Here is a 22,300-nt window from a genome sequence, read left to right as displayed (position 1 = left end):
CGGAGCAGAGGGTTGCTGGCCGGTGTCTGGCTCCTAGGAAATTCGGCAGCCGAGCTCGCGCTCAGGAATGATGAGTTCCGCCGCTACCTTGAGATCCATGCATCAACGTGACACAGCCTGCGAAGCCGGTAGCCGTAATTCTCCTAGAACAGCGGCCAGGGCACCGCCGGCATCTCACCGCTCGGGGCCGGTAACCGCCCTGCCAAGCGCAACCGGGCGCAGCGCGCGGCGAGCGACGCGATTTCTTCGGAGCTGAGCAAGTCCGCCAGGTTTCGGCCCAGCCCACCGTGCAGTCCTTCGCTGACACGATCTATGCCGTCGCGTTCCTCGGCGGTCAGAGCGTCTCCCAACCATCCCCACAGCACCGTGCGCAGCTTGTGGTCACGGTGAAACGTGAGCCCATGGTCCACGCCGTGCCGGTGCCCGTCCGTCATGGCAAGAATGTGGTCGCCTTTGCGGTCGGCGTTGTTGACGACGACGTCGAACACCGCCATGCGTCTGAGCGCTGGCGAGTCTTCGTGAACGAGAGCGACCATCCGTCCGTTCTCATCTCGTCCCTCGAGAACGTGTTTCCAGCCCGTCTCCGGCACGTGGTCCGTCGCGACCAGGTCCACGGCGCTTTGGGCGGCGTCTTGCTCCTGCCAGAGCTGTACCATTCCTTCGCCCAGGGGACCGTCGCGCAGCCAGGTGTGCGGCACGACGTCCCAGCCGAAGGCCTGCGAGACCAGGTAGGCGGCCACCTCCCGGTGAGCCAGGGCGCCGTCGGGAAAATCCCACAGCGGACTTTCGCCCGCTATCGGCTTATAGACCACCACCACGTCGCCGATGCTGCCCAAAAATGTGGCGTTCGACGCCGTCGTGATGCGGCCGGTGAGCGTCAGTTCGGCGGTCATGAGGTCCGGCGCCGGCATCAGACCTCGGGAAGGGTGCAGGTGTGCCCGTCGGCGTCCATGGGGTAACCGCAGAGCGGGCACGTCGGACGCCCGGCGCCCACGATCTCCCGGGTGCGCTTGGCGAATGCGCGGGCGGTGCCGACCGGCATTCGCACCAGCAGCATTTCGGCCGCATCGGCGCCGTCATCATCCAGCGATTCGTCGTTGTCATCGTCATCGACATCGGTGATCGGGTAGGCCTCAATTACAACCTGGGCCGTGGTTGGGTCCCAACCTAAGCTCATGGCGCCGGTGCGGAACTGCTCCTGAACGGCCTCGAGCTGGTCATTGTCGACAAGTTCAACGGGAGTGCCTGTGGGAACGCTGAAGGGGTTTCCCTCGACGGTGATGAGCTGGTCGAGAATTTCGTCGATCTTCTCCGCGAGCAGGGCCGACTGCTGCTTCTCCAGGGCAATACTCACGATCTGCGTCCCTGCGCGCACCTGCAGGTAGAACGTGCGCGCCCCCGGAAGGCCAATGGTGCCGACGACGACCCGATCAGGCCAGGCAAACTCGTGAACGCGTGTAGGCATGTCAGTATTCTAGGCACATGAGGTTCATGGCGCCTTTTGCCCTGCACCGCCGCCCACCGGCGCATCGCCAGAGTGGATGCCGTTCGACAGCCACGACAGATCACCGCCGTCGGTGTTGGTCGCGTAGACGCTCGGCCGATTAGCGCCGTAGCGCACGATCGATACGGAGGCGGGGCCCACGTTAATGCGCTGGAACAGGTCAAGGTGCATGCCGAGCGCGTCGGCGAGGATTGACTTGATGATGTCACCGTGACTCACCGCCACCCACACGGCCCCTGGCCCGTACTCGGCTTCGAAGGCTGCATCGTGGCGTCGAATCGCAGCCACCGACCGAGCCTGCATCGCGGCCATGGATTCACCGCCGGGAAAAACGACGGCGGACGGTTGCGACTGCACAACCGGCCACAAATCCTCGGTCGCGAGATCACTGAGCGTGCGGCCCTGCCACTGCCCGTAATCGCACTCGGTGAGATCGAGATCGACCGGCGCGTAAGGCGTGCCGGCCTGGCGATCGAGGATGAGCTGGGCGGTCTGCTGACAACGCTCAAGAGGGCTCGACACCACCCCGACTACGGGCACGGCTGCGAGCCGGTCTCCGGTCAGAGCCGCCTGGTCCCGCCCGATCTGGTCCAGGCTGACGCCGACGGCCCGACCGGCCAGCAGTCCGGTGGCATTGGCTGTGGTGCGGCCATGCCTCACGAGAATAACTGTCGCCATCCACCCAGCCTAACCACCCGCTCGATGGCAGTGTGAACCGTACAACCGGAAAAACCGGCACAGCAAGAACCCCCGACCGTAGTCGACCCCCGCATGGAGGACAGGCGGTCGAGGGTGGTCACGACACGGGTGTCCCCGTTTCGGCAGGCGGCCAGCGCTTCCCCGAGTCCCGGCCGTGCCCGGTTGGCGCCGGTGAGGCCCTGGTCCGTGAAGGTCTTGTCCGGTGCCACTCCCAGAGCGAGAAGGGCATTCTTCTGGGCGGTTAGGTCTTGGTCGTTGGTGGATACGCGGGCTTATCCGATCAGCAGCCCGGTCATGATGTTGAATGTACCGTTATCCCCCCGTCACCGGGCATTTTTGCGGGCGGGTCTTACAGGAATCGGCCGGCCGCGGAAAGACGGCGATGGTGATCTGGAAATCTTGGCTGGCGCTTGCGCCGGTGGGGGACCGGCTTGCGGGCCTTCTCGGGGTCCCGAAAGTAGGGACCCGTGCGTACACCTAATGGCAGGAGTGGCCATAGGCTCGGGCGATGCATGATTTATTTGCGAGGGATATTATTGCCACGCTTTGAGCAAGCTAGCAAGCTAGCAAGCAAGCAAGCAAGCAAGCAAGCAAGCAAGCAAGCAAGCAAGTAAGTGAGATGAGATGGCAATTTACGTCTTAGTTCATGGTGCGTGGCATGGGGCATGGTGCTGGGACAAGGTAGTTCCTTTGCTACAGGCGGCAGGTCATCACGCATACACTCCGACGCTTACGGGTCTGGGGGAACAAGCGGCACTCTTGGCCCCTGAAATTGGACTCGATACTCACATTCAGGATGTGATCAACTTCATTGAGACGAAAGATTTGCAGCATGTGATCCTCGTAGGCCACAGCTATTCCGGCATGGTGATCACAGGGGTTGCGGATCGCGTTCCACATCGCGTCGCCCATCTCGTCTACTTAGATGCCGTCGTCCCGCACGACGGCCAATCTATCGTCGACATCGCACACGTAGGCACAATGATTCGGCATGATGCGAAAAGAAATGGGGATGGCTGGCGCGTCAATCCGCCCCGGGAAGGCCGTCTCGGCAGGGGCGGGCTGTTTGGCGTCACGAAAGAACCAGACTTGAGCCTCGTGCGCTCCAAAATAACGCCCCAACCTCTAGAGACATTTATCCAACCCGTACATATCGCCCATGAAGACGTCGTTGCCGCGATTCCTCACACATTCATTGAATGTACCCGCCGCGGGCTGGTGGTCTGGTTGTTCCGCCGAATCTTTACGCGAGGCACACTACCGCCAAACGAACCGGGCTGGAAGCGGCGTACACTTCCTTCGGGCCACGATGCCATGATTATCGCGCCACAAGCATTGGCCCATCTTCTGCTTGAAATCCCTCTGGCGGCATAACGAGGGGATCCTGGCGCGAAGCGATTCCATGCGGAGAATTATCCTCGTAGCCCCGGACGGCACAGGGTTTCACCCCCAATCTCGCCTAACCCTCACCCCTCTTGAGAGTGCCGTCCAACGGGCCGTCCGATGCCGCACGTCCGCTGAGGGATCGGCTTAGGGGCCTCATCGCCTCGCGTGTGCGATCAACCGCTCTGCGATGATGACCGGATGTACGTCAACGTGGACGAGGGCAGCGATCCGATTCTAATGATTCACGCGGCCGGCGTGAGCGGATGGATGTGGGGACCCCTGCGCGAGCTGCTAGGGCCGACCATGAAATCCATCGTCCCCGACCTCCCAGGATTCGGCCGTAGCGCAGCACAGCCGTACATCTCACATGAAGACACCCTGCAAGGGCTCACCGGCGTCATCTCACGCCACGCCCCGCAGGGAGCCCACGTTGTCGGCTTCTCCATGGGAGCCCAGCTCGCGATCCTGCTCGCTTCCGAGCTACCCCACCTCGTGCGGGGCGTCGTCGTTGTCAGCGCTGAAACAAAACCCGCTCCCTTTCCCGGACCTACGCTCGCACTGCTCAGCCTGGCTGCACCGCTCGCTCGGCATTGGCGGTTCGCGGCGGCCCAAGCACACCAGCTCGGTATCCCCAATCACCTCTTGGACGACTACCTTCACGACAGCACCGCAACGACTCGCGAAACCCTCCTGTCTAGCGTGAGCGAGAACATCCGATTCACGCTGCCCGCGACATGGAGCGACTATCAGGGAGCTGTCGACGTACTGGTTGGAGCGAACGAACGAAAACTCATGCACGAATCCGCCGAGCTGACCGCATCGGCGCTTCCTGGCAGCACTCTCCGCACAGTGCAGAGCGCTGCGCACGACATCCCGTTCAGCCAACCCGGCATTATCGCGTCCACGCTTCACGGCCAGATCATCGGATTCACCCCCTGACTGCGCATCACCATTGACCATTCACGGACGGACTCAGGAGCGGCAAGGGGTGACAAAAAGCTCCACGAAAAAGCTGCCACCTACCGCTGCGATTCACATCGGGATGTATTCCAAGAAAGTGGTTGGCGATGTCTCTCCAACGGTCGTTTTTAAGATGTGTTGTGAAGTGAGCGCACGAGGATCGACTGCGGGTGGCGGCGCGATTCGACTTTCTTCCCTGATAGCCAGGGTGCAATCAGCTCGGCAGGTTGGTCAGGTTCTTTGGTCGTCGACTTCGGGGGTTGACCTGTAGAGGCCGGCGATGGTGCGTTCGGAGATGAGTTCGAGTTCGAATTCGGCGAGGGCGGCGAATGTCCCGAAGACCAGTTGCCCGGGGAAGGTAGCGTGCTTCCCGGCGAGGGACGCGAGTGCCCCGGCCGGGTGGCACGAACGCAGGTGGTCAGTGTCCGCACCTGACGGTCAGTGCGCAGCGCGAAGGGCCTCATAGTCGAGCAGCGATTGCCGGGCGTAGCTGAACTACCAGTCGACAACAGCTTCGGTGGCGGCCTCGGATTTGCCCAGGTAGCCGAGGATCTGGCCTGCCGCGGGGCTTTGCGCGTGGGCGCGTGCGAGCAGGAGTGCGCACGTGCGGACGTAGTCGAAGAACGGGACAAAGTCGAGTCCCGCCAGGTCGATCGATCCTTTCATGTCATGGAACTGGCGCACGTAGTAGTCGCGTCCGTCGTTCTGCAGATGCCCTAGGAACGGATCCGACACTGCCTGCAGCACCCGTTGGAGCTGGACCACGCGGGTACCCTGACCATGCGCTGCCACATCCTGCGCGCTGCTGCTCGGCTGCGGGATGCCGCCGTAACGTTGCAACACTGACTGCCCGGCCTCCTTCACCTGGAGCAGTAGCGCATCCCCATCGGGGGACTGCAGCAACTGCAGGAAACAACGGGTTCCGACGCTCCCGACGCCGACCACACGGCGGGCGAGATCGGTGGGGGTGTACTGGGCCAGAACGGTGCGGACATCGAGACTGACCGTGTGGCGGTATTCGGCGAACAGGCGCGGTACCACGTCGGTGTTCTGCAAGGGAGCAGTCGTCATTGCCGGAGGCCGTTCAACGAAACGCAGGCGACCGTCGTGGTCTATCTGCGTGGTACGACGCACGGCCCGCTTGTTGGTGCGCGTCCTGGCCGTCCTGATCGCGTGGTGCAGCACCTTATGGGCGTCCGCGCTCAGGAGGCTGCGGGCGAATTTGACGTTGCTATGCATGTAGTAGCGCTCGTACGGGTTTCGTTCCAGCATCGTCGTCAGTGCGCTGCGGTACGCCCTTACGGTCCCTTGTGCTGCCTTGCGCACCTCGCGTTCCGTGTACTCGGCGTGCATTCCACCGACCACCACGCTCGTGATGAGCCGTTTGAGGTCCCAGTCCCACGGGGCTGCGCCGGCCTCGTCGAAGTCGTTGAGGTCGAAGACGAGTTTGCGTTCCGGGGAGGCATAGAAGCCGAAGTTGCTGATGTGCGCGTCACCGCATGCCGCGACCACGATCCCCGAGTGCGAGTCGCGGGCGAGGTCCATGGCCATCAGCCCGGCCGTCCCTCGGTAGAACGCGAAGGGGTTCTCGAGCATGCGCTCCATCCGCAAGGGCACCAGTTCCTGGTTGCGGTCTTCGTTCTGTTCGCGGATATGAGCGACGGCGTCACGATGTGCCGTGCTCCGCTCGGCCAGTGCACTACGCGGCGTGGTCCGGCGCAGTTGGCGGCCGCGGGCATACGCATCAGCACGACTCAACTGCAGCTCTTCACGAACCGGTGCGGAGTAGGACTCGGCAGGCATGAGGTCATTTTGGACGCTCGCACCCGGTTCCGCAACTAACCAGAGCGAGGTGGTGATCAGCCAGCCCTTATTGAACGCGTACGCATCCAGGACTACTCCGTGTGGCCGAACTGCATGCGGCCGCGCCGCGTCCCCGGTGCCATGGGCTCAGCCTGCCGATGCGCAAAAGCTTCCGGCCCGTGCCAAGAGTGCGGCCGTCCGATAGGGGATCCCCTTCCGGACTGCACCATGCGCCAAATAGCGCTGTGAAAACGCCGCCATTTACCGCCGAAAGCCACAAGCGTCTGCGGACGGGACATTTGACCGTCACCGACACGCCCTCGAGACAGGCGGGCGGGATCGCCCCGGGCTTCGGGAGTTCCCGGCGCGGCAAGGACCACTGTCTCGGAATGCCGTCCAACAACAGGCATCTGATGTGTGGCCGCCCGGGCTGGATGAGCTGGCGATCAAACGTTGACGTTTAGGGACCGGGTCGTTGCCTGGAGCCAGGACGCGATGCGGTCAAGTCCTGCGTTCATGGCGGGGGTTCCCGGTTTGTTGAGAAAGCCGTGCCGGGTTGCTGGTAGATAGTCGTTCTCGACGGGCACGTTGTGGGTTGCCAGTTCGGCAGCGAAGGCGTCGCCAGACGCGCGTAATGTGTCGAATTCGTCAGTGAGGATCAGGGTGTTCGGGAACCGTGACACGTCTGCCCCGCCCGGAAAGGCGCGGGGGTCGTTCATGGCCTGAGGTGATCCGGCGTAGTTTCGGTTCATTCGCTCCACCGTTGCCGGGGTGAACTGCCAGAAACCGCGGTGGCCCCGCAGTTTCTTTCGCAGCTCCGGCTGAAGCGGCGGAATCCGCGATGGGCAGGTCACCAACCGGCCGGTCTACGTCGCTATCGGCGTCAGTGTCAACGGTGAACGCGACATCCTCGGGCTGTGGGCCGGAGACGGCGGGGAAGGGGCAAAGTTCTGGCTCTCGGTGCTGATCGAAATCAAGAACCGCGGCGTCGATGACGTCTGCATCACGGTCTGCGACGGGCTCTAGGGACTCCCCGAAGCCATCACCAGGGTCTGGGCGCTGGCGGTGGTCCAAACGTGCGCCCGCTACCGGCGCGCGGTCAGGGCCCGGGGCCATTTCCCCACCGAGCAAGCGGCCCTGAAATGCCTCTTCCTCACCACCCGGGCACTGGACCCAACAGGCCAGGGCACGGCACGATGGGCCACACGATGGAAGCCGGCGCTCAACGCCTTTGCCATCAGCTTCGACGGAAAAATCAACTAAATGCCCACCGTGGATCCACCGAAAATCGGACAGTCCCGCGACGCAGAAGTGGGTCATAAAGGGCGGGGGAGCGTTTTGACAATTGCTGCCGCGGAGCCCGTATGTGGTTCGAAATTGGGTCTGCTTGGAGTGTCGATCGTTCGGGACGGGTGACTTATTTGTCGGTTTCGGGTTGGAGTGCGGTCGCCGCGTCGAGGGCGTCGTCGACGACGATCAGGTAGTTGTCACGTCCGGCGGCGAGAGGGACGGAGTGTTCGCCGTACTTGTCGTAGGCGAGGTCGACGGCGTCGGCGGCGATGGTGATGTTGAGCCGGCGCAGGAGCCGGGCGATGTCCAGGGTGTCTTTGTCGCGTTCGGCTGCGATTTTCATGGCCAGGAGGGTTTCGGTGTCTGCAGCCTGAATGGTGAGTCCGTCGAGCTGTTCGATGTCGACCCAGGTGGCGTTGTCGGGGACGAAGGCTGACGCGTTGGTGTTGAACCAGTCGGGGGCGAGGTCGTAGTCTGCCGCCATATCGGCGACGACGGCGTGGATGGTGTGTGGGTCGGCGTAGCTGGCGTCGATGTCTGCGGTGGGGCGGTTGCCGATGCCTTGGAGGATGAGGGCGGCACCGCCTACTAGTTTGATGTCGCCGTGGGCGCCGGCGGCCTGCAGGCGTCGGCCGAGTTCATGGAGGAGGGCCCAAATTTGTGCGGCGGTGAGTTCTCCGCCGGTCATGCGGTGGCCAGGCTGCGTTCGCGGATGAAGACGTTCAAAGCTGCGAGTTCCGGTGGTGTTTCGGCGCGAGTGATTTCCTTCATAGGTGTTCGGATGCTGCGGTAGGACTCTGCCGGCATCCACGCCGCGTCGAGGGGCTTGATTCGTCGCGTCCAGGATGGCGCTGGTTGGCCGAGGCGGTGCGCGGTGTAGTTGGTGATTCCGGCAAGGGCCGCTGACCAGTGCGCGTCCTTGAGGCGGGGGCTGCGCTGGAGCAGCGGGGTGCCGGCGGTGAGGGATGCGGTGGCGTAGTCGGCGAGCATTTTGATGGCGAACTCAAAGTCCCGCTCGGAGATGAGCCGGGTAAACGTTGCCGCATAGTCGCGCCGTGCCGGGTCGTGGTCGCGGCCGCGGGGGATGGGATCGGTGGCGGCCAAGGAGAGGCCGACGGCGGCCAGGACGGCCAGAGTCTTGCCGAGTTCGGCGCGGTCGTGGCCTGCTTCCAGGTCGATGAGGAATTTCCGTGACACCCCAGCCATGTCCGCAAGGGCCTGCTGGGACCACCCGCGGGCACTTCGCCGGGCGCGAATGATGGCGCCCGCAGCCGCGGGGGTCTCGATGATCGTTTCGAGTGTCATGGCATCCCTTCTACCGTCCATTATGTCACCGAATGGTTACAAGTGTATTTTTGAGGATGGAGCTCTGGCCGCTAACAGCCTGAAATCTACGCTGGCCCGCCCCGCCTCCTCCTGCCACGGTCTCAGTCGGGATGTGCGCGGCCGTGCGCATCGGTGGAACGTTTCTGATCGGTCATTTGAATCTCGGTCGATTGCGTAATGAGATTGCCGAAGGGAGGTACAACCTCTGTGGAGAGATTGGATGCCGGCCAGGCCCTATACGCGGGAGCCAGTGCCAGCGGGCGTGCCCTCCGTTCGATGCCTCAGACCCGGTCGGAATCTCGGATTGTTTGTCAGCACAACGAGGAACCGCGCCCCTTCAACGTAGGGTGCGGTCGGTGGTTGGGAGGCTTGAAGCGTCGAATTTGCGGGTGTGTACAAAGTTCACGCTTTGGGCTTCGGACTCCGTCGTATGTGGGTCGGATCCCTTATATTTCCGGGACTTCCCAGTGTCCGCGCGGACTGGAATGCATGGTCCGTTGCTCGGCAGACTGTCAGTCGATGTTTTCGACGCCTATGAGGCGTTGTTCTTCGACATCGAGCCTGGTTTGCAGTCGCCGGGCGACGGTGTCATCGACCGTGCCGGCGAGGCGGAGTTGCAAAAGTACTTCCCGCTTCCTCTCGAGTACGGCCTGACGGAGCGTTATTTCTTCCTGCCGCGGTAGCGTGGTGGTCGCCGGATCGGACCCGGCTTTCAGCGCCTGTGCGACCGACAGGTGGGATCGATACTCGTCCGCGAGCCGGCTCTGCACAGTTGAGCTCGTCCCGAGTTCGTGAGCGAGCTCGTCAAGGGCGGAGACGGCTACGGAAGCGATTGCCAGTTCGGCCAGGCGGAGTTCTTCCTCCTCGGGCTCAACGGGAAGCTTGGCCCAGCGGACTACTGCGGGCAGTAGCGGGCCTTGGACGAGCATGGTCAACACGATGACGCCGGCGGTGATGAAGATGATGTCGTCGCGTCCGGGGAGCGGGCTGCCGTCATTGAGCGCCGATGGCACGGACAATGCGATCGCAAGGGATACGGCTCCGCGGAACCCGGCAATGGAGCTGACGACCCGTGCACGGTAGGTCATCCGGCAGTGGCGTTGGGAGGGACGCCTGTCCAGAATTCGGATGACAGCGATGCTCACGGTTTGGAACACGAACCGGACGATGATGAGCACCAGCCAAACGGCAACTGCGGACAGCAGAAGGCGGCCCACGTCAAGAGGGTTGATCTCGTGAACCGTAGCCTGCACCTGAAGACCGATGAGAACGAACAAAGCGCCGTTCAAAAGGTAGGAACCGAGGGGCCATGCGGACTCGGTCTGGCGGCGCGATGCTGCCGTGCTGATCCGGCTGGAGGTGAAGGAAATGATCAACCCGGCGACGACGACGGCCAGCACGCCCGATGCCCCAACCGCTTCGGCGAGCAGGAAAGCAGCGAACGGAGTGATGAGCAGGGCAATGTTGATGACGAGCGGGTCGCGCACTCGGACCAGAAGCAGGTAGGCCGCTCCTGCAACCAGGATTCCGGCGACCGCCCCTCCAACATAGGAGAGGGCGAACAGGGCGGCGATATTGACCGGCGTGTAGCTGCCGCCAAGTGCCGCACCCACGGCGATGGCGTACAGCACCAGGGCCGTACCGTCATTGGTCAGGCTCTCGGCCTTGAGCAACATGAAATTCCGCCGCGGCAGCATCCGCCCGAGGGCTGCTACCGCCGTCGCGTCCGGAGGAGCCAGAGCCGCACCGAGGATAAGGGCAGCGTTCCACGGCAGGCCGAGGACGTATGCCACGCCTGCCACGGCGAGAGCGGACGCGACGACCAGCAGTGTGCTGAGCAAGACGATGCCGCGCAGGTCCCGCCGGATCGAGCGAAGCGAGGTGGTCAGGCTTTCCCAGAACAGCATGACCGGCAGGAAGATCAGCAACACTGTCTCCGGTGGCAGCTCGATCTGCCGCAGCTGCGGGACGAAGCCAAGGACAAGGCCGAAGACCAGCAGCAGCAAGGGCGCGGCGACCCGGAGCCTGGGAGCCAGGATCGCGCCCGCGAGCACGGTCACTCCCAGGAGCACGACGGTTTCCAGGCCCTCCACGACGTCTCCTTTCGATTGTGTTCTATTGCTCTGGTCAACTGGACGCGCTCCGTGGGACTTACCAGGTGGATGCGACCGTGCGTGTAATGACCCAGCCGTCTCCATGGGGTTCGAACCAGGAACGCAACATCAGTCGCCAAGTTGCCCTCGATCCCCAGATGGTGGCGTCGGTGAGTGTGCGGGCGGTCAAAAGGGGAGTGGTCCCTTCAGTGCTGATGGTGGCCTCGACTGTTTCCATCCGGTGGTACTGCATCTGGCCGGTTTTCATGGCATCAAGCCATTCCGACTTTGACTGTACGTATCCGGTCATGTGAGTAAGGGTGAAGTCGTCGGTCAGGATGCTGGCCAGCTCTGCCACGTCCAGACCGACCATCGCCTCGCAAAGAGCATCATGGAGCGCTCTCACCGCCGCTGCTGTCGCGTCTGTCACCGTCGCCGCGCCACGGGCGTCAGGTCGTGGGTACCGTAGCTGTTGTCATCCGGGTTGACCGTCACTCCGGGCGCGACGAGTTGGTCGATGCGGTCCAGCACGTCGGTGCTCAGTTTGATGTCCGCGGCGGGCAGGTAGGACTCGAGCTGTTCCATGGTGCGCGGTCCGACGATGGCGGCCGTGACGCCGGGGTGGTTGATCACGAACGCGATGGCCAGCTCGATGAGCGTGAGCCCGGTTTGTTCGGCGAGCTGGGCGAGGTCTTCGACGATGTCGAGTTTTCGCTGGTTGGCCGGGCTTGTCATGTCGAACCGAGCGCTGGGGCGGGCTGACGAGGTGGGTGCGGACGCCGAGTCTTTCCGCCAGCGCCCCGAGAGCCACCCGCCGCTGAGCGGGCTGTACGTGAGGGTGCCCATGCCGTGACGTTGCACCGTCGGGAGGACGTCTTCCTCGATGCCGCGGACCAGGATCGAGTAGGGCGGCTGCTCTGTGACGAACCGCTCCAGGTTGCGTTCCCGGGATGCCCACTGGGCTTCGACGATCTGGGATCCTGAGTACGACGAGGAGCCGATGTAACGGACCTTCCCTTGGCGGACGAGGTCGGTGAGGGCGCCGAGGGTCTCCTCGACGTCGGTATCGGGACTGGGCCGGTGGACCTGGTAGAGGTCGATGTAATCGGTGTTCAGGCGGCGGAGGGAGTTTTCGACCTCACGGATGATCCAGCGGCGGGATCCGCCCCGCTGGTTGGGGTCTTCGCTCATGGGCATGAAGAACTTCGTGGCGAGGAACACCTCGTCGCGGCGTCCTTCCAGCGCCTGCCCGACGATCTCCTCTGATGCCCCGCCGGAGTAGACGTCGGCGGTATCGATGAAGTTGATGCCCGCGTCGAGGGCGTGGTGGATGATGCGGATGGAATCGGCGGTGTCCTTGTTGCCCCAGGGGCCGAACATCATCGCACCCAGGCACAAGGGACTGACCTGCACACCGGTGCGGCCGAGGAGACGGTATTCCATGATGGTTCCTTCTCTCTGTCGTAGGCTTCTGGGGTCTCAGGCTTCGGGGATGACCATGGCGAAGCGTTCCTCGCGGGCCTCGTCGGGGTCAGGTCCGTTGCGCATTCCAGTGTCGAGCGCGTCGATGGCGGCGAGTTCGTCGGCGCTGAGTTCGAAGTTGAATACGTCGAAGTTTTCGGCGATGCGTGCCGGGTTGGTCGATTTCGGGATGGCTGAGCGGCCCTGCTGCAGGTGCCACCGGAGCATGACCTGTGCCGGGCTCTTGCCGTAGGCCCGTGCGATGGTGGCGATTGTCGGGTCTTCCATGACGTTCCGGCGATCCTCGCCCCATCCGGGGTAGAAGGTGATGCCTCCGATCGGTGACCAGGCCTGGGTGAGGATCCCGTGTTGGGCGTCGGCTGCCTGTACGTCCGGCTGGGTGAAGTAGGGGTGCAGTTCGATCTGGTTCACGGCCGGGACGATGTCGGTCGAGTCGAGAAGTTGCTTCAGATGGTGGGGCATGAAGTTGCTGACGCCGATCGCCCGCACGCGCCCGTCAGCAAGTAGGGTCTCCAGGGCTTTGTACGCGGCGACGGTTTTCTCGAACCGGTCGGGGGCGGGCTGGTGCAGTATGAGAAGGTCCAGATAGTCGACGCCGAGTTTGCCCGTCGCTTTGTCCCAGGCGTGCAGGGTCTGGTCGTAGCCGTAGTCACTGACCCAGACCTTGGTCTCGATGAACACCTCCGAACGATCCAGGCCCGAGCTGCGGATGCCCTCACCGACCTCCCGCTCGTTGCCGTACGCGGCGGCCGTGTCGATATGCCGGTAGCCGGCAGCAAGCGCGGCTTCGACTGCGGCCGTGGTCTGCTGGGGGGCACTTTGGAAGACGCCCAGACCAAGAGCTGGCATGGTGACGCCGTTGTTGAGAGTAAGTTTCATTTCCATGCCTTTCACGGTATTCAGAGGTGCGCATTTGTGGGAGGGCACATCATTACCTCTATCGAGCGGGAGGCGGCACCGCGAGGCGTGCCGCCCGTCGTTGCCGCGGGTTTTTCTGGGCTGGCAGCCAGGCCAGTCCGATCCCGAGCTCATCGCAAACCCCGAACCTCGTGGGTTCAGGCTCCCGCATCCACAGTGAGTATTGGTCCTGGATGACGGCGATTGGTTGGACGGAATGGGCGCGGCCGATGCTCGTTTCGCTCGCCTCCGACAGTCCAAAGTGACGCACTTTGGGCTTCGGACAGGGTCGTACTGGTGCCGTTTCGGACCGGATTCCGCACGTTTCCGAGGGAGTCCAGTGTTTGACACGAGTTCCTGCGGCCGCCAGATCTGTCTGGTGTGACTTTCAGGTCCCCGGCCGAAGACCAACTGGTGCCGGGGGACAAAGCCGAGGGACGGGATGCGGACTGTGCCTCCCGTCGCTGCGCCTTCAGCCGCGTTGGCGTGCCATGTGGCGGGCACCGCGCAGGCCGAACACGACGGCGGGTCCGATGGTCGAGCCAGGGCCGGGGTACGTCCGCCCCATGACCGAGGCGGAGTTATTGCCCGCCGAGTAGAGGCCCTCGATGACAGTACCGTCCTCGCGCAGCGCGCGGGCCTCGGCGTCGGTGACGACGCCGCCCTTGGTGCCGAGGTCTCCGATCACCACTTGGAAGGCGGTGAATGGGCCCTTTTCGAGCGGGCCGAGGCAGGGGTTGGGGTGGACCGTCGGGTCGCCGTAGTAGCGGTCGTAGGCTGAGTTGCCGCGGCCGAAGTCGCCGTCGACGCCGGTCCGAGCGAAGCCGTTGAACCGTTGGATGGTCGACTTCAGACGGGCGGGATCCATGTCGAGCTTCGCGGCGAGCTCCGCGAGGGTGTCCGCCTTGACCATGATCCCCGCCTCCTTCATGGCCTTGTTGTTCTTCGGGTCGATCGCGAAGGTGCGCAGATAACGCCGGGCATGGCGCACGTCGCCGACCAACCAGTACGGGCCGTCCTTGTCGTGCTCGAGCATGTGGTGACCGAGGTCGACGTAGGATTCGGACTCGTTCGCGAACCGGTCACCCTCGGCGTCGAGGATGATCGAGTAGGGCAGGGAACGCTCTCCGACGATGAACGCGGGGCCGTGGCCCGGCGCTGCGGCAATCGATCCACCCCACCACGCGTCGTCCATGAGCTCGAGCGCGGCGCCGTTGTCCTGCGCGATCTCGATGGGGCGCCCGAGGTTGCCCGGAGCCCCCGACGGGGCGCCGTCGATCCCGTGGTGCTTCTGGCGGAGGTCCTTGTTGTGGTCAAAGCCGCCGCCGGCGAGCATCACGCCGCGCGTCGCGCCGATGGTCATGGGCCTGCCGTCACGCGTGATCCGTGCCCCGACGACACGGCCGTCCTCGACGATGAGTTCCTGCAGCGGTGCATTCAGCCACAGCTCAGCACCCTGCTTCTGCACGACGACATCGAGGAACGCAGCGGCGAACCCGGCGCCGATGCCGCCGAGCTTCTTGCCGGTGACCACGCCGCCGAGGGCGCGGAAGACGAGCTGCGCCCCGCGGACGAAGCCGGCCGGCGTCGACCAGGCGCGCCCCAGGAGCCACACGTCGTCGGTCTTGACCGGCAGCGCAGCGGGCGCCTGGCACGTCTTCCACCAGTCACCGATCTTCTTGATATCGAACGGCTTCACCTCGAGGCCACGGCCGATCTTGCCGCCCGGGAGCTCGGGGTAGTAATCGGGGTAGTCCGCCGCACGCATGAATGTCACGCCGTACTTCTCAGCGGTGGTGATGAAGTCGGCGACGCCGTCGACGAATGCCTCCTTGCGGGCTCGCGTCGTGGCGCGACCCTCATCGCCGACCGTCGCCTCCAGATAGGTCAGCGCCTCCTCGCGGGAGTCGCCGGCACCGTCGCGCTGCATGAGCGGGTTGTCAGGCAGCCACATGCCGCCCCCGGACATGGACGTGTTGCCGCCCCATTTGCCCGTGCTTTCCAGCAGGAGGACCCGCAGGCCCTCGTCTGCGGCGCCCATGGCTGTCGCCAGTCCCGCGGCACCAGTGCCGACGACGACGACGTCATAGCTGTGGTCAAAGAACTGCGACTCTGACATGCCTTGCTCCTTCGCTTCCCGGACCCCTGTGTCCGGGTGGGATGCAGCCCGACCGACGCCAGGCCTATTTGCGTCACTCTATGACATAAATATCCCGGGGACTAGAGTGGTGCCATGACCGACGCCGCGACACCGAAGGCACCTCGCGGGCGCCCGGTCGTCGTCACGGCTGAACAGATCGAGGCTGTCGCCCTGCGCCTCTGGTCCGAACACGGATTCCACGAGGTCTCCGTCGCCGATGTCGCCGCCGAAGCAGGCGTCACCGCGCGCACGATTTTCCGCCGGTACCCGACGAAGGCGGACATCGTTTGGGGCCCGCTCGCGGCGTCGTTCCGGATCCTCACGGATGCCCTGGAGCGGACCTCACCGCAGGCCCCCCTGTTCGAGCGCGCGCGCACGGCCCTTGTGGACATGATTCGCGACGGCGACGTTCACCCGAGCGCCCAACACCGGATCCGCATCGTCGGACGGACCCCTGAGCTGCAGAGCAGCACCTCGGCCCCGTTCCAGCTGTGGCGGCAGAGCCTCTACGACTTCGCCGTATCGCAACCGGGCGTCGACGCCCTCCGCGCCCAAGTGTTCGCGTGGTCCGTACAGAGCACGGCACTGGCCGGGCTCATCTGGTGGGTGGAGCAGGAGCCAGGAACGGCTCCCTGGCAGGCCGTGGACGAGGCGTTCGCACAACTCATCGGCTGAGCCGGCCCGGGCATGTCTCCTCATGACGACGGGACGGCGCCGCCAGCGGCGCCCAATCGTCGATGGCACGAACCTGCAGACCGGCTGCGATCTTCGGCGCCGACGACGTGACTGGCGACCAGCAGGCAGTACGGAAAGGCCAATGACAAATCAGATATTCTGATGACAGCGCCGTCCAGACGGTGGGCCTGCCCTCCTCCGGGACTCAGGTTCCCCACGAATGGTGAGCGACCCAGGTAACGCGGGCCCGGAGCGGCACTGCGCTCTCGTCGGAATTCTCAAATGGAAAGGCTTGAAACCTTGATCCGTCACACAGTCGTCTTCTCACTCGTCCACCCCGAGGGTTCCGCGATGGAAGCCGACTTCCTCGCCACAGCGCAGTCGACCCTCACAGCCATCCCCGATGTCATGGGCTTCGCGATCTCCCGTCAGGTCAGCCCGAAGAGCCCACTCCGTTTTCAGTTCGCGATGACGTTCCCCGATCGGGCCGCCTACGCCGCGTACGACTCCCACCCCGCCCACGTCGCCTTTGTCCAGACCCGATGGGTGCCGGAAGTGTCGGACTTCCAGGAGTACGACTTCATCGACAGAGCCTGACTGTTTGGCAGGGCTACGCCGGTGGCGACACTCCTTCGCCGGCAGAACACCTCGCCAGCCCCTGATGCCCCGGAAAAGAGGAACGCGACACTGGTCGCCGAAACTATGCGGCCGTGGGTGCCAAGCCGCCGTGGATCATGTACTGCGGTTGAAGTACTTGGGTCGGTCCGCGAAGACGATGTGGGGTGATGCCCTTCCCGGGAACCTTGATGTATGCACCTGGACGAATGTGATGTAGCCGCAACCACCCCACTGCTTCGGGAGGCCACTTTAGCGGCCCCGCGCAGGGCGGCCCGGGCGGCCGTCGTGGTGAACCCGACGAAGTTCGCTCATCCGGTTGGGTTAATGCGGTTCCGGGCCCGCGTGGATCAGGAATTCCGACGCCACGGATGGATTCCGCCGCGTTGGTTTCCGACGACTGCCGCGACACGGGGACATCAGGAGGCCCGAAGGGCCGCGGCCGCCGGCGTGGACATCGTGCTGGCTGCCGGGGGTGACGGGACGATCCGCACGGTCGCCCAGGAGTTGATGGGAACAGGTATGCCGTTGGGACTGTTGCCGGCAGGTACCGGAAACCTGCTGGCCCGTAACCTCGGAGTCCCACACAACGATGCCCCAGCGGCCGTTCGCATTATTTGCGAGGGGCAGGATCGTGCTGTGGACGCCGGCTGGCTGGAACTCGACCGAACAGGTGACGACCTGTACACCGAGCGTCACCTGTTCCTGGTGATGGCCGGTACCGGGTTCGATGCCGCGATGATGGCTGGTGCTGGTCAGAAAATGAAGCAGCGACTGAGGCACGCGGCGTACCTGGTCTCCGGGGCGCGCGCTCTTGGGCTCGTCATGGAAACCACCGCAGTGCGCGTCGACGGCCGGCTAGTCCTCTCCCAGCCGTCCCACGCAGCGAAACACCGCGACCGGTGCAGGTGGACGGGGAACTGATGGGGCTCGCTTACGGCCTCTGCACAAACGTTCAGCGGGCCGGGTTGATCGTGCGCTGCCATTCCGTCCAGCCGCAGGGCATGGCCGATCCTATGGTTTCTATGCGTCAACAGCCTTCGGAGCCGCGCGACATGTCGGCGAACGAAGCCCTGGAAGGTATGCCCGCGTGAGAGGCATCAGGTGGGTCAGGAAGCGAGACCTGCACGGTACGCATAGGCAACCAGTTGGGCGCGGTCTCTGGCTCCCACCTTCGTCATGGCCCGGTTGGCGTGGGTCTTGACCGTATAGGGCGAGACAAACATGGTTTCGGCGATTTGTTGGTTGGTCTGGCCCGTGGCAATAGCGATGACGACGTCGCGCTCTTTGGGCGTGAGGGCGGAGAACAAGTCCGTCAGGGCGGGGTCGACGTCGGCCTGCCGCTCCTCGGCGACCCGGTCGATCAGCGCGGCGGCGGCAGTGGCGGAGAGGGCACCACCTCCGGCGGCGACCTCCTCGATTCCGGCCGCGAGTTCTGCGGGTCCCACACCCTTGCTGAGGAAGCCGTTGGCTCCGGCCCGCAGCGCGGCAAAGACGGTCTCGTCGTGATCGAATGTTGTCAGGATGATGATGCGGACGCGTTCGGCCGGGATGCTTTGCCGGATCCGGCGGGTCGCTTCCACGCCGTCGACGCCGGGCATGCGGATGTCCATCAGGACCACGTCAACGTCCAGTTCGCCGAGCAGGCGGACCGCCTCCAGTCCGTCGCCGGCCTCGGCCGTCACGGTGATGTTGGGCTGGGCCTGCAGAATCGCGCGCAGGCCGACCCGGATCATTTCCTGGTCATCGACAATCAGTACGCGGATCATTGGATCATCCCTCCGTCCGTCTTCAGGGTCGCCGTGACGCGGAACCTGCCGCCGTCGTCATCGATAGTCAAACGGCCTCCGGCCGAGCGCGCGCGTTCACGCATCCCCACCAATCCATAGCCTCTGCCCTCACCGCTGGTCTTCCGTGTACTTGCGCAATCGTTCTCCGCCACAATGCTCAGGTGTCCGTCAGCAGAGCGGATGGCCAGTTTCACCGGTCCCCGGCCGTGCCGCTGCGCGTTCGTCAGTGCCTCCTGCACGATCCGGAAGGCAGCCAGGCCCGCCGTCGGATCCAGCTCCCCGATGTCTGCGTCGATGTCGAAATCCACAGCTACACCCGCGGCGCGGAACGTTTCGATCAGTGCCGGGATCTGCGCGAGATCAGGTGTCGGGCGGTGCGGATCGTCGTCATCGCCGCCGCGGCGGAGCACAGCGAGGATCAGTTGCGTTTCGTGCAGCACACGGCGGACGCTGGCACGGGCAGATTCCAGCGCCGTGCGGGCTGCCGTGTCTCCGGCGGGGAGGCTCACCTCGGCCACGCCAAGATGCATCCCGAGCACGGCGACCTCATGGCCCACGACGTCGTGGAGGTCGCGGGCTATGCGCACCCGCTCGTCAGCGATTCCGCGTGCGACAGCCAGGTCAGCTGTGGCTTCGGCGTCGAGCGCGCGTTGTTTCATGGACTCAAGGTATCCCTGCTGGGCGCGCACAGCGCTTCCGACGGCGGCACCTACTGCACAGCATGCCGAGGCCACGAGGGCCCCGGACGCCTGAAAGTCCCAGTGCTCCCGGATCACCAGGGAGATGTACACAGGAATGCCGGCGATCAGCAGCGCGACTATGGCGCGGGTACCTCGGACGGTCACGGAGAACAAGGTAAAGACGACGACAGTCCACATCGCCACGAACTCGGTCGCGAGGAGGGCTGCCGCGACCGCGCCGAGCACGACGACGATCAATCCGGGCATGCGGTGGAATCGGCCCAGGATGAGGCCCGCCGCCACCAGAACGACCCCCGTGTAGCCGAGAAGCGGTTCACCGGACAGCCCCAGCACGAAGATCTCGGTGACAACAGCGGCCCAGCTCAGTATCAGAACCACACGGTCGAGGAGTTGGCCGCGCAGAAACCATGCCAGCGTCGGCGATGCCAACGCGGCGGTGCTTGATGTCATCCCATGATTATCGTTCACTCGCTGCTTCTTCCTGTTCTGCAATGGGACGGAAGAGAGGGCCCCGCAGTGCTGCGGGGCCCTTCCGTCATGGTGTGGTCATCAGGCGTTCACGAGAGCGCGTTCCTCCGGGGCGTCCTCGTGCGCGTCGCCGAGGCCGTGGCCCTCGGTGTCCAGATTGGGCAGGATCTTGTCGAGCCATCCCGGGAGCCACCAGGCACCGTGTCCGGCCAGCGAGAGCAGGGCCGGCATGATGATCATTCGCACCAGGAAGGCGTCGGCCAGGACTCCGACCAGGAGTCCGAACGCGGTCTCGGCTGCGAACGTCATCGTGCTGGAGGCGAAGCCGCCGAACACGAAGCCCATGATCAGCGCGGCAGCAATGAGCACGGGCCCGGACTTTCGGAAACCGGTCATGATCGCGTCCTTCGGGGACCGGCCGCCGACGTATTCCTCGCGGATACGTGAGACGAGGAACACCTGGTAGTCCATGGCCAGGCCAAACAGCACCCCGACAAGGATGATCGGCAGCAGGCTCATCATCGGGTCGCCCTGAGGTGCCTGAATGATGCCCTTGAGCCAGCCCCACTGGAACACGGCGGTGAGAGCTCCGAATGCGGCTCCGAGCGAGAGCAGGTACCCCGCGGTGGCGAACAGGGGCACGAGCAGCGACCGGAACATCACCATCATCAGCAGGAAGGAGAGGACAACGATCACGGCGACGTATTTGATCAGGGCCTGGGTCATAAGGGCCGTGGCGTCGAGACCGATCGCGGTCTCACCGGTAACTTCCAGGTGCACTCCGCTGATGCTGGAGGCGTCGTCGCGGATGTTTTGGACGAGTTCTTTCGTGCCCTCGTCGATGGGGCCTCCGGCGGGAATGACCGTGATGAGGGCCGCGTCGCCAGCCCGGTCCACGGCGCCGGGAATGACGGCGGCGACGTGGTCGAGTCCCGTGAGTTCGGTCTCGATGGTCTTGATCCGGCCGGAAATGTTGTCGCCTTCTGCCAGGACCATCAGGGGCGACTGCACCCCGCCGAACTTGTCCACGATGAGGTTGTAGGCGTGCCGCTGGGTGGAGTCGGGGCTGCTTCCGCCGGGGATGTTCGCGGCCGTCTTCATGCTCATGAACGGAACGGCCAAGATGGCGAGGACCGCCACTGCTCCGAGCAGCATCGGCAGAGGACGGCGAGTGACCGCCTTGCTCCAGCCGCCAACGAAGGAGCGGCGCGTCAGCTCTGTTTCCTGGATCTGGCCGTCCAGCAGCTTCCTGCGGTCCTTGCGCGAGAGCGCCTTCAACCCCAGGGACTTCATGAGAACGGGCAGCAGCGTCAGTGACATCAAGACGGCCACGATGACGGCGAAGGCCCCGGCCAGGCCCATGTCGCGGATGGCGGGGATGTTGGTGATCCAGAGACCGACGAGCGCGATGATCACGGTCAGGCCCGCGAAGATGACGGCCGTTCCGGCAGTCCCGGTGGCGCGGGACACGGCGTCGTCGACTGTCCGCCCGGCGCGTAGTTCTGCGCGGAACCGGGTGAGGATGAAGAGGGAGTAGTCGATTCCGACTGCCAGCCCCAGCATGCTCGGCAGGGTGATCGTGGTGGAGTCGATGGGATGGACCGCGGACCAGGCGACGACGCCGATCGTGCCGATGGCGACGCCGGAGATGGCGACGAGCATATTTGCGCCGGCCGCGACCAGCGACCCGAACGTGATGAGCAGCACCAGGAACGCGATGAGGATACCAGCGGCCTCACCAGGGCCGAACGCTGCGTAGCTGTCCTTCGCGATGGCTCCGCCGACCTGGGTGGTGAACTGGGAGCCCTGGTCCTGGGCGAAGCCGACGACCTTTTCGTAGGTTTCCGCGGCATTGTCATCGGTGATACCGGTGAACTCCAGGGTGGACACGACTGTGGTGCCGTCCTTGGAAATGAAGGGGCGTTGAACGTTGTACGGGTCGCTGACCGATTTCACGTGCGGCAGCGCTTCGGCCTGGGTCAGGGTCGAGTCGATGGCCGCCTTCGTGTCAGCGTCGGTGACCTTCGCGCTGCCGTGTGTCTCGATAACGAGCTGCAGCGTCTTCTTGTCCGGGTTGCTGTTCATGTCGGGGAACTTCTGCTGCACTGTCGCGAGGGCATTCGCTGCGCTCGTCGCGGGCATGCCGCCCGTCGAGCCGCTCATGTCGGACGATGTGGCGGTGATGCCGGTGAACACCGCGAAGATCAACACCCACGCGGCGATGATGATGGACCGGTGCCGGGCGCTGAAGCGCCCGATCGCGGCAAGGACATTAGGCATGATGCACTCCAAGGTATTTAGGGGGTGCCGCTGCACCGTTGGGGCGGCTGGCTACTCTCTAATGCTCCCCAAATGCCGTCTCGCAGGAATCGTTCGATCCGATCGATCGATGTACTGCGTTTGGAGTAGTCCTGGCGCAAGGCCATACTGCGATCGGCCTGCGAGGGCCTGAGCGGCGCAGGGCGCCGGAT

20 protein-coding genes and 2 pseudogenes are annotated in these 22,300 nt (G+C 64.3%); 6 read left to right on the top strand and 16 right to left on the bottom strand.

Annotated features, from left to right (window positions below; all coding sequences use genetic code 11):
- Window positions 1-143: 143 nt before the first annotated feature.
- From AC1DDO_RS01810 to AC1DDO_RS01795, 4 genes and pseudogenes are all read right to left on the bottom strand, one after another.
- On the bottom strand, window positions 144-911 hold the full coding sequence (locus AC1DDO_RS01810) for an SCO1664 family protein (protein ID WP_476866509.1): 768 nt from the start codon (window positions 909-911) through the stop codon (window positions 144-146).
- The gene (locus AC1DDO_RS01805) at window positions 911-1,465 is read right to left on the bottom strand and encodes a DUF3090 domain-containing protein (protein ID WP_476866508.1); all 555 of its coding nucleotides are present in this window, start codon (window positions 1,463-1,465) and stop codon (window positions 911-913) included. Before AC1DDO_RS01805 ends, AC1DDO_RS01810 begins: the two co-directional genes overlap by 1 nt.
- A gap of 24 nt (window positions 1,466-1,489) precedes the next feature.
- The gene (locus AC1DDO_RS01800) at window positions 1,490-2,182 is read right to left on the bottom strand and encodes a histidine phosphatase family protein (RefSeq protein ID WP_476866507.1); all 693 of its coding nucleotides are present in this window, start codon (window positions 2,180-2,182) and stop codon (window positions 1,490-1,492) included.
- Between the two features lie 98 nt (window positions 2,183-2,280).
- Window positions 2,281-2,499: pseudogene (locus tag AC1DDO_RS01795) on the bottom strand (recombinase family protein); the annotation flags it as partial.
- Window positions 2,500-2,827: 328 nt separating this feature from the next.
- On the opposite strand from AC1DDO_RS01795, the gene AC1DDO_RS01790 reads away from it, so the two are divergent.
- Together AC1DDO_RS01790 and AC1DDO_RS01785 are read left to right on the top strand one after the other, a co-directional pair.
- A complete protein-coding gene (locus tag AC1DDO_RS01790; protein WP_476866506.1) occupies window positions 2,828-3,577 on the top strand; it encodes an alpha/beta fold hydrolase in 750 nt (249 codons plus the stop codon).
- A 210-nt stretch (window positions 3,578-3,787) separates the two neighbouring features.
- Window positions 3,788-4,528 (top strand): alpha/beta fold hydrolase, encoded by a 741-nt coding sequence (locus tag AC1DDO_RS01785; RefSeq protein WP_476866505.1) that lies wholly within the window; start codon window positions 3,788-3,790, stop codon window positions 4,526-4,528.
- A 516-nt stretch (window positions 4,529-5,044) separates the two neighbouring features.
- On the opposite strand, the gene AC1DDO_RS01780 is transcribed toward AC1DDO_RS01785, so the two are convergent.
- The gene (locus tag AC1DDO_RS01780; protein ID WP_476866504.1) at window positions 5,045-6,352 is read right to left on the bottom strand and encodes a DUF2252 domain-containing protein; all 1,308 of its coding nucleotides are present in this window, start codon (window positions 6,350-6,352) and stop codon (window positions 5,045-5,047) included.
- 446 nt (window positions 6,353-6,798) lie between these two features.
- Window positions 6,799-7,206 carry an alpha/beta hydrolase gene (locus AC1DDO_RS01775; protein ID WP_476866569.1) on the bottom strand — a complete coding sequence of 136 codons (408 nt, stop codon included), beginning with the start codon at window positions 7,204-7,206 and terminating at the stop codon, window positions 6,799-6,801.
- On the opposite strand from AC1DDO_RS01775, the pseudogene AC1DDO_RS01770 reads away from it, so the two are divergent.
- Window positions 7,187-7,615 (top strand): annotated as a pseudogene (locus tag AC1DDO_RS01770) (transposase); the annotation flags it as partial. The gene AC1DDO_RS01775 and the pseudogene AC1DDO_RS01770 overlap by 20 nt on opposite strands.
- Before the next feature lie 154 nt (window positions 7,616-7,769).
- On the opposite strand, the gene AC1DDO_RS01765 reads toward AC1DDO_RS01770, so the two are convergent.
- The 7 genes from AC1DDO_RS01765 to AC1DDO_RS01735 all read right to left on the bottom strand — a co-directional run bounded on the left by AC1DDO_RS01765 (window position 7,770) and on the right by AC1DDO_RS01735 (window position 15,559).
- On the bottom strand, window positions 7,770-8,330 hold the full coding sequence (locus tag AC1DDO_RS01765) for a DUF6036 family nucleotidyltransferase (RefSeq protein ID WP_476971295.1): 561 nt from the start codon (window positions 8,328-8,330) through the stop codon (window positions 7,770-7,772).
- A complete protein-coding gene (locus AC1DDO_RS01760; RefSeq protein WP_476866502.1) occupies window positions 8,327-8,947 on the bottom strand; it encodes a helix-turn-helix domain-containing protein in 621 nt (206 codons plus the stop codon). Before AC1DDO_RS01760 ends, AC1DDO_RS01765 begins: the two co-directional genes overlap by 4 nt.
- A 533-nt stretch (window positions 8,948-9,480) precedes the next feature.
- Window positions 9,481-11,061: a Na+/H+ antiporter gene (locus tag AC1DDO_RS01755; protein ID WP_476866501.1), complete on the bottom strand. Its 1,581-nt coding sequence runs from the start codon at window positions 11,059-11,061 to the stop codon at window positions 9,481-9,483.
- Between the two features lie 58 nt (window positions 11,062-11,119).
- Complete coding sequence (locus tag AC1DDO_RS01750; RefSeq protein ID WP_476866500.1) at window positions 11,120-11,491, bottom strand: nuclear transport factor 2 family protein; 372 nt, start codon at window positions 11,489-11,491, stop codon at window positions 11,120-11,122.
- Entirely contained in the window at window positions 11,488-12,504 is a 1,017-nt protein-coding gene (locus tag AC1DDO_RS01745) for an aldo/keto reductase (protein ID WP_476866499.1), read from the bottom strand. The genes AC1DDO_RS01750 and AC1DDO_RS01745 overlap by 4 nt, the downstream gene beginning before the upstream one ends.
- 36 nt (window positions 12,505-12,540) lie before the next feature.
- Entirely contained in the window at window positions 12,541-13,422 is an 882-nt protein-coding gene (locus tag AC1DDO_RS01740) for an aldo/keto reductase (protein WP_476866498.1), read from the bottom strand.
- 490 nt (window positions 13,423-13,912) lie between these two features.
- Entirely contained in the window at window positions 13,913-15,559 is a 1,647-nt protein-coding gene (locus AC1DDO_RS01735) for an FAD-dependent oxidoreductase (protein WP_476971294.1), read from the bottom strand.
- A gap of 114 nt (window positions 15,560-15,673) precedes the next feature.
- Here AC1DDO_RS01735 and AC1DDO_RS01730 point away from each other — a divergent pair, with 114 nt between their 5' ends.
- The 3 genes from AC1DDO_RS01730 (at window position 15,674) to AC1DDO_RS01720 (ending at window position 17,794) form a co-directional block, all read left to right on the top strand.
- Window positions 15,674-16,255 (top strand): TetR/AcrR family transcriptional regulator, encoded by a 582-nt coding sequence (locus AC1DDO_RS01730; protein ID WP_476971293.1) that lies wholly within the window; start codon window positions 15,674-15,676, stop codon window positions 16,253-16,255.
- Between the two features lie 282 nt (window positions 16,256-16,537).
- Window positions 16,538-16,852, top strand: a complete 315-nt coding sequence (locus tag AC1DDO_RS01725) for a Dabb family protein (RefSeq protein WP_476971292.1) — start codon at window positions 16,538-16,540, stop codon at window positions 16,850-16,852.
- Window positions 16,853-17,065: 213 nt separating this feature from the next.
- On the top strand, window positions 17,066-17,794 hold the full coding sequence (locus tag AC1DDO_RS01720; protein WP_476866494.1) for a diacylglycerol/lipid kinase family protein: 729 nt from the start codon (window positions 17,066-17,068) through the stop codon (window positions 17,792-17,794).
- A 185-nt stretch (window positions 17,795-17,979) separates the two neighbouring features.
- Here the strand turns inward: AC1DDO_RS01720 and AC1DDO_RS01715 are convergent, their stop codons facing one another.
- The 3 genes from AC1DDO_RS01715 to AC1DDO_RS01705 form a co-directional block, all read right to left on the bottom strand.
- Entirely contained in the window at window positions 17,980-18,639 is a 660-nt protein-coding gene (locus AC1DDO_RS01715) for a response regulator transcription factor (protein WP_476866493.1), read from the bottom strand.
- Window positions 18,636-19,811 carry a sensor histidine kinase gene (locus AC1DDO_RS01710; RefSeq protein ID WP_476866492.1) on the bottom strand — a complete coding sequence of 392 codons (1,176 nt, stop codon included), beginning with the start codon at window positions 19,809-19,811 and terminating at the stop codon, window positions 18,636-18,638. Before AC1DDO_RS01710 ends, AC1DDO_RS01715 begins: the two co-directional genes overlap by 4 nt.
- A gap of 99 nt (window positions 19,812-19,910) precedes the next feature.
- Window positions 19,911-22,109, bottom strand: coding sequence for an MMPL family transporter (locus tag AC1DDO_RS01705; protein ID WP_476866491.1), 2,199 nt, complete (start codon window positions 22,107-22,109; stop codon window positions 19,911-19,913).
- Between the last annotated feature and the right edge of the window lie 191 nt (window positions 22,110-22,300).

Source organism: Arthrobacter sp. 10N43 (assembly GCF_056394525.1).
This window is presented reverse-complemented; position numbering and strand designations above follow the sequence as displayed.

Coding starts and splice junctions, on each gene's coding strand:
- AC1DDO_RS01735 (WP_476971294.1), bottom strand. CDS start 15,559: ATGTCAGAGTCGCAGTTCTTTGACCACAGCTATGACGTCGTCGTCGTC.
- AC1DDO_RS01715 (WP_476866493.1), bottom strand. CDS start 18,639: ATGATCCGCGTACTGATTGTCGATGACCAGGAAATGATCCGGGTCGGC.
- AC1DDO_RS01725 (WP_476971292.1), top strand. CDS start 16,538: ATGGAAAGGCTTGAAACCTTGATCCGTCACACAGTCGTCTTCTCACTC.
- AC1DDO_RS01805 (WP_476866508.1), bottom strand. CDS start 1,465: ATGCCTACACGCGTTCACGAGTTTGCCTGGCCTGATCGGGTCGTCGTC.
- AC1DDO_RS01745 (WP_476866499.1), bottom strand. CDS start 12,504: ATGGAATACCGTCTCCTCGGCCGCACCGGTGTGCAGGTCAGTCCCTTG.
- AC1DDO_RS01730 (WP_476971293.1), top strand. CDS start 15,674: ATGACCGACGCCGCGACACCGAAGGCACCTCGCGGGCGCCCGGTCGTC.
- AC1DDO_RS01790 (WP_476866506.1), top strand. CDS start 2,828: ATGGCAATTTACGTCTTAGTTCATGGTGCGTGGCATGGGGCATGGTGC.
- AC1DDO_RS01705 (WP_476866491.1), bottom strand. CDS start 22,109: ATGCCTAATGTCCTTGCCGCGATCGGGCGCTTCAGCGCCCGGCACCGG.
- AC1DDO_RS01785 (WP_476866505.1), top strand. CDS start 3,788: ATGTACGTCAACGTGGACGAGGGCAGCGATCCGATTCTAATGATTCAC.
- AC1DDO_RS01760 (WP_476866502.1), bottom strand. CDS start 8,947: ATGACACTCGAAACGATCATCGAGACCCCCGCGGCTGCGGGCGCCATC.
- AC1DDO_RS01765 (WP_476971295.1), bottom strand. CDS start 8,330: ATGACCGGCGGAGAACTCACCGCCGCACAAATTTGGGCCCTCCTCCAT.
- AC1DDO_RS01780 (WP_476866504.1), bottom strand. CDS start 6,352: ATGCCTGCCGAGTCCTACTCCGCACCGGTTCGTGAAGAGCTGCAGTTG.
- AC1DDO_RS01800 (WP_476866507.1), bottom strand. CDS start 2,182: ATGGCGACAGTTATTCTCGTGAGGCATGGCCGCACCACAGCCAATGCC.
- AC1DDO_RS01740 (WP_476866498.1), bottom strand. CDS start 13,422: ATGAAACTTACTCTCAACAACGGCGTCACCATGCCAGCTCTTGGTCTG.
- AC1DDO_RS01710 (WP_476866492.1), bottom strand. CDS start 19,811: ATGACATCAAGCACCGCCGCGTTGGCATCGCCGACGCTGGCATGGTTT.
- AC1DDO_RS01720 (WP_476866494.1), top strand. CDS start 17,066: ATGCACCTGGACGAATGTGATGTAGCCGCAACCACCCCACTGCTTCGG.
- AC1DDO_RS01810 (WP_476866509.1), bottom strand. CDS start 911: ATGCCGGCGCCGGACCTCATGACCGCCGAACTGACGCTCACCGGCCGC.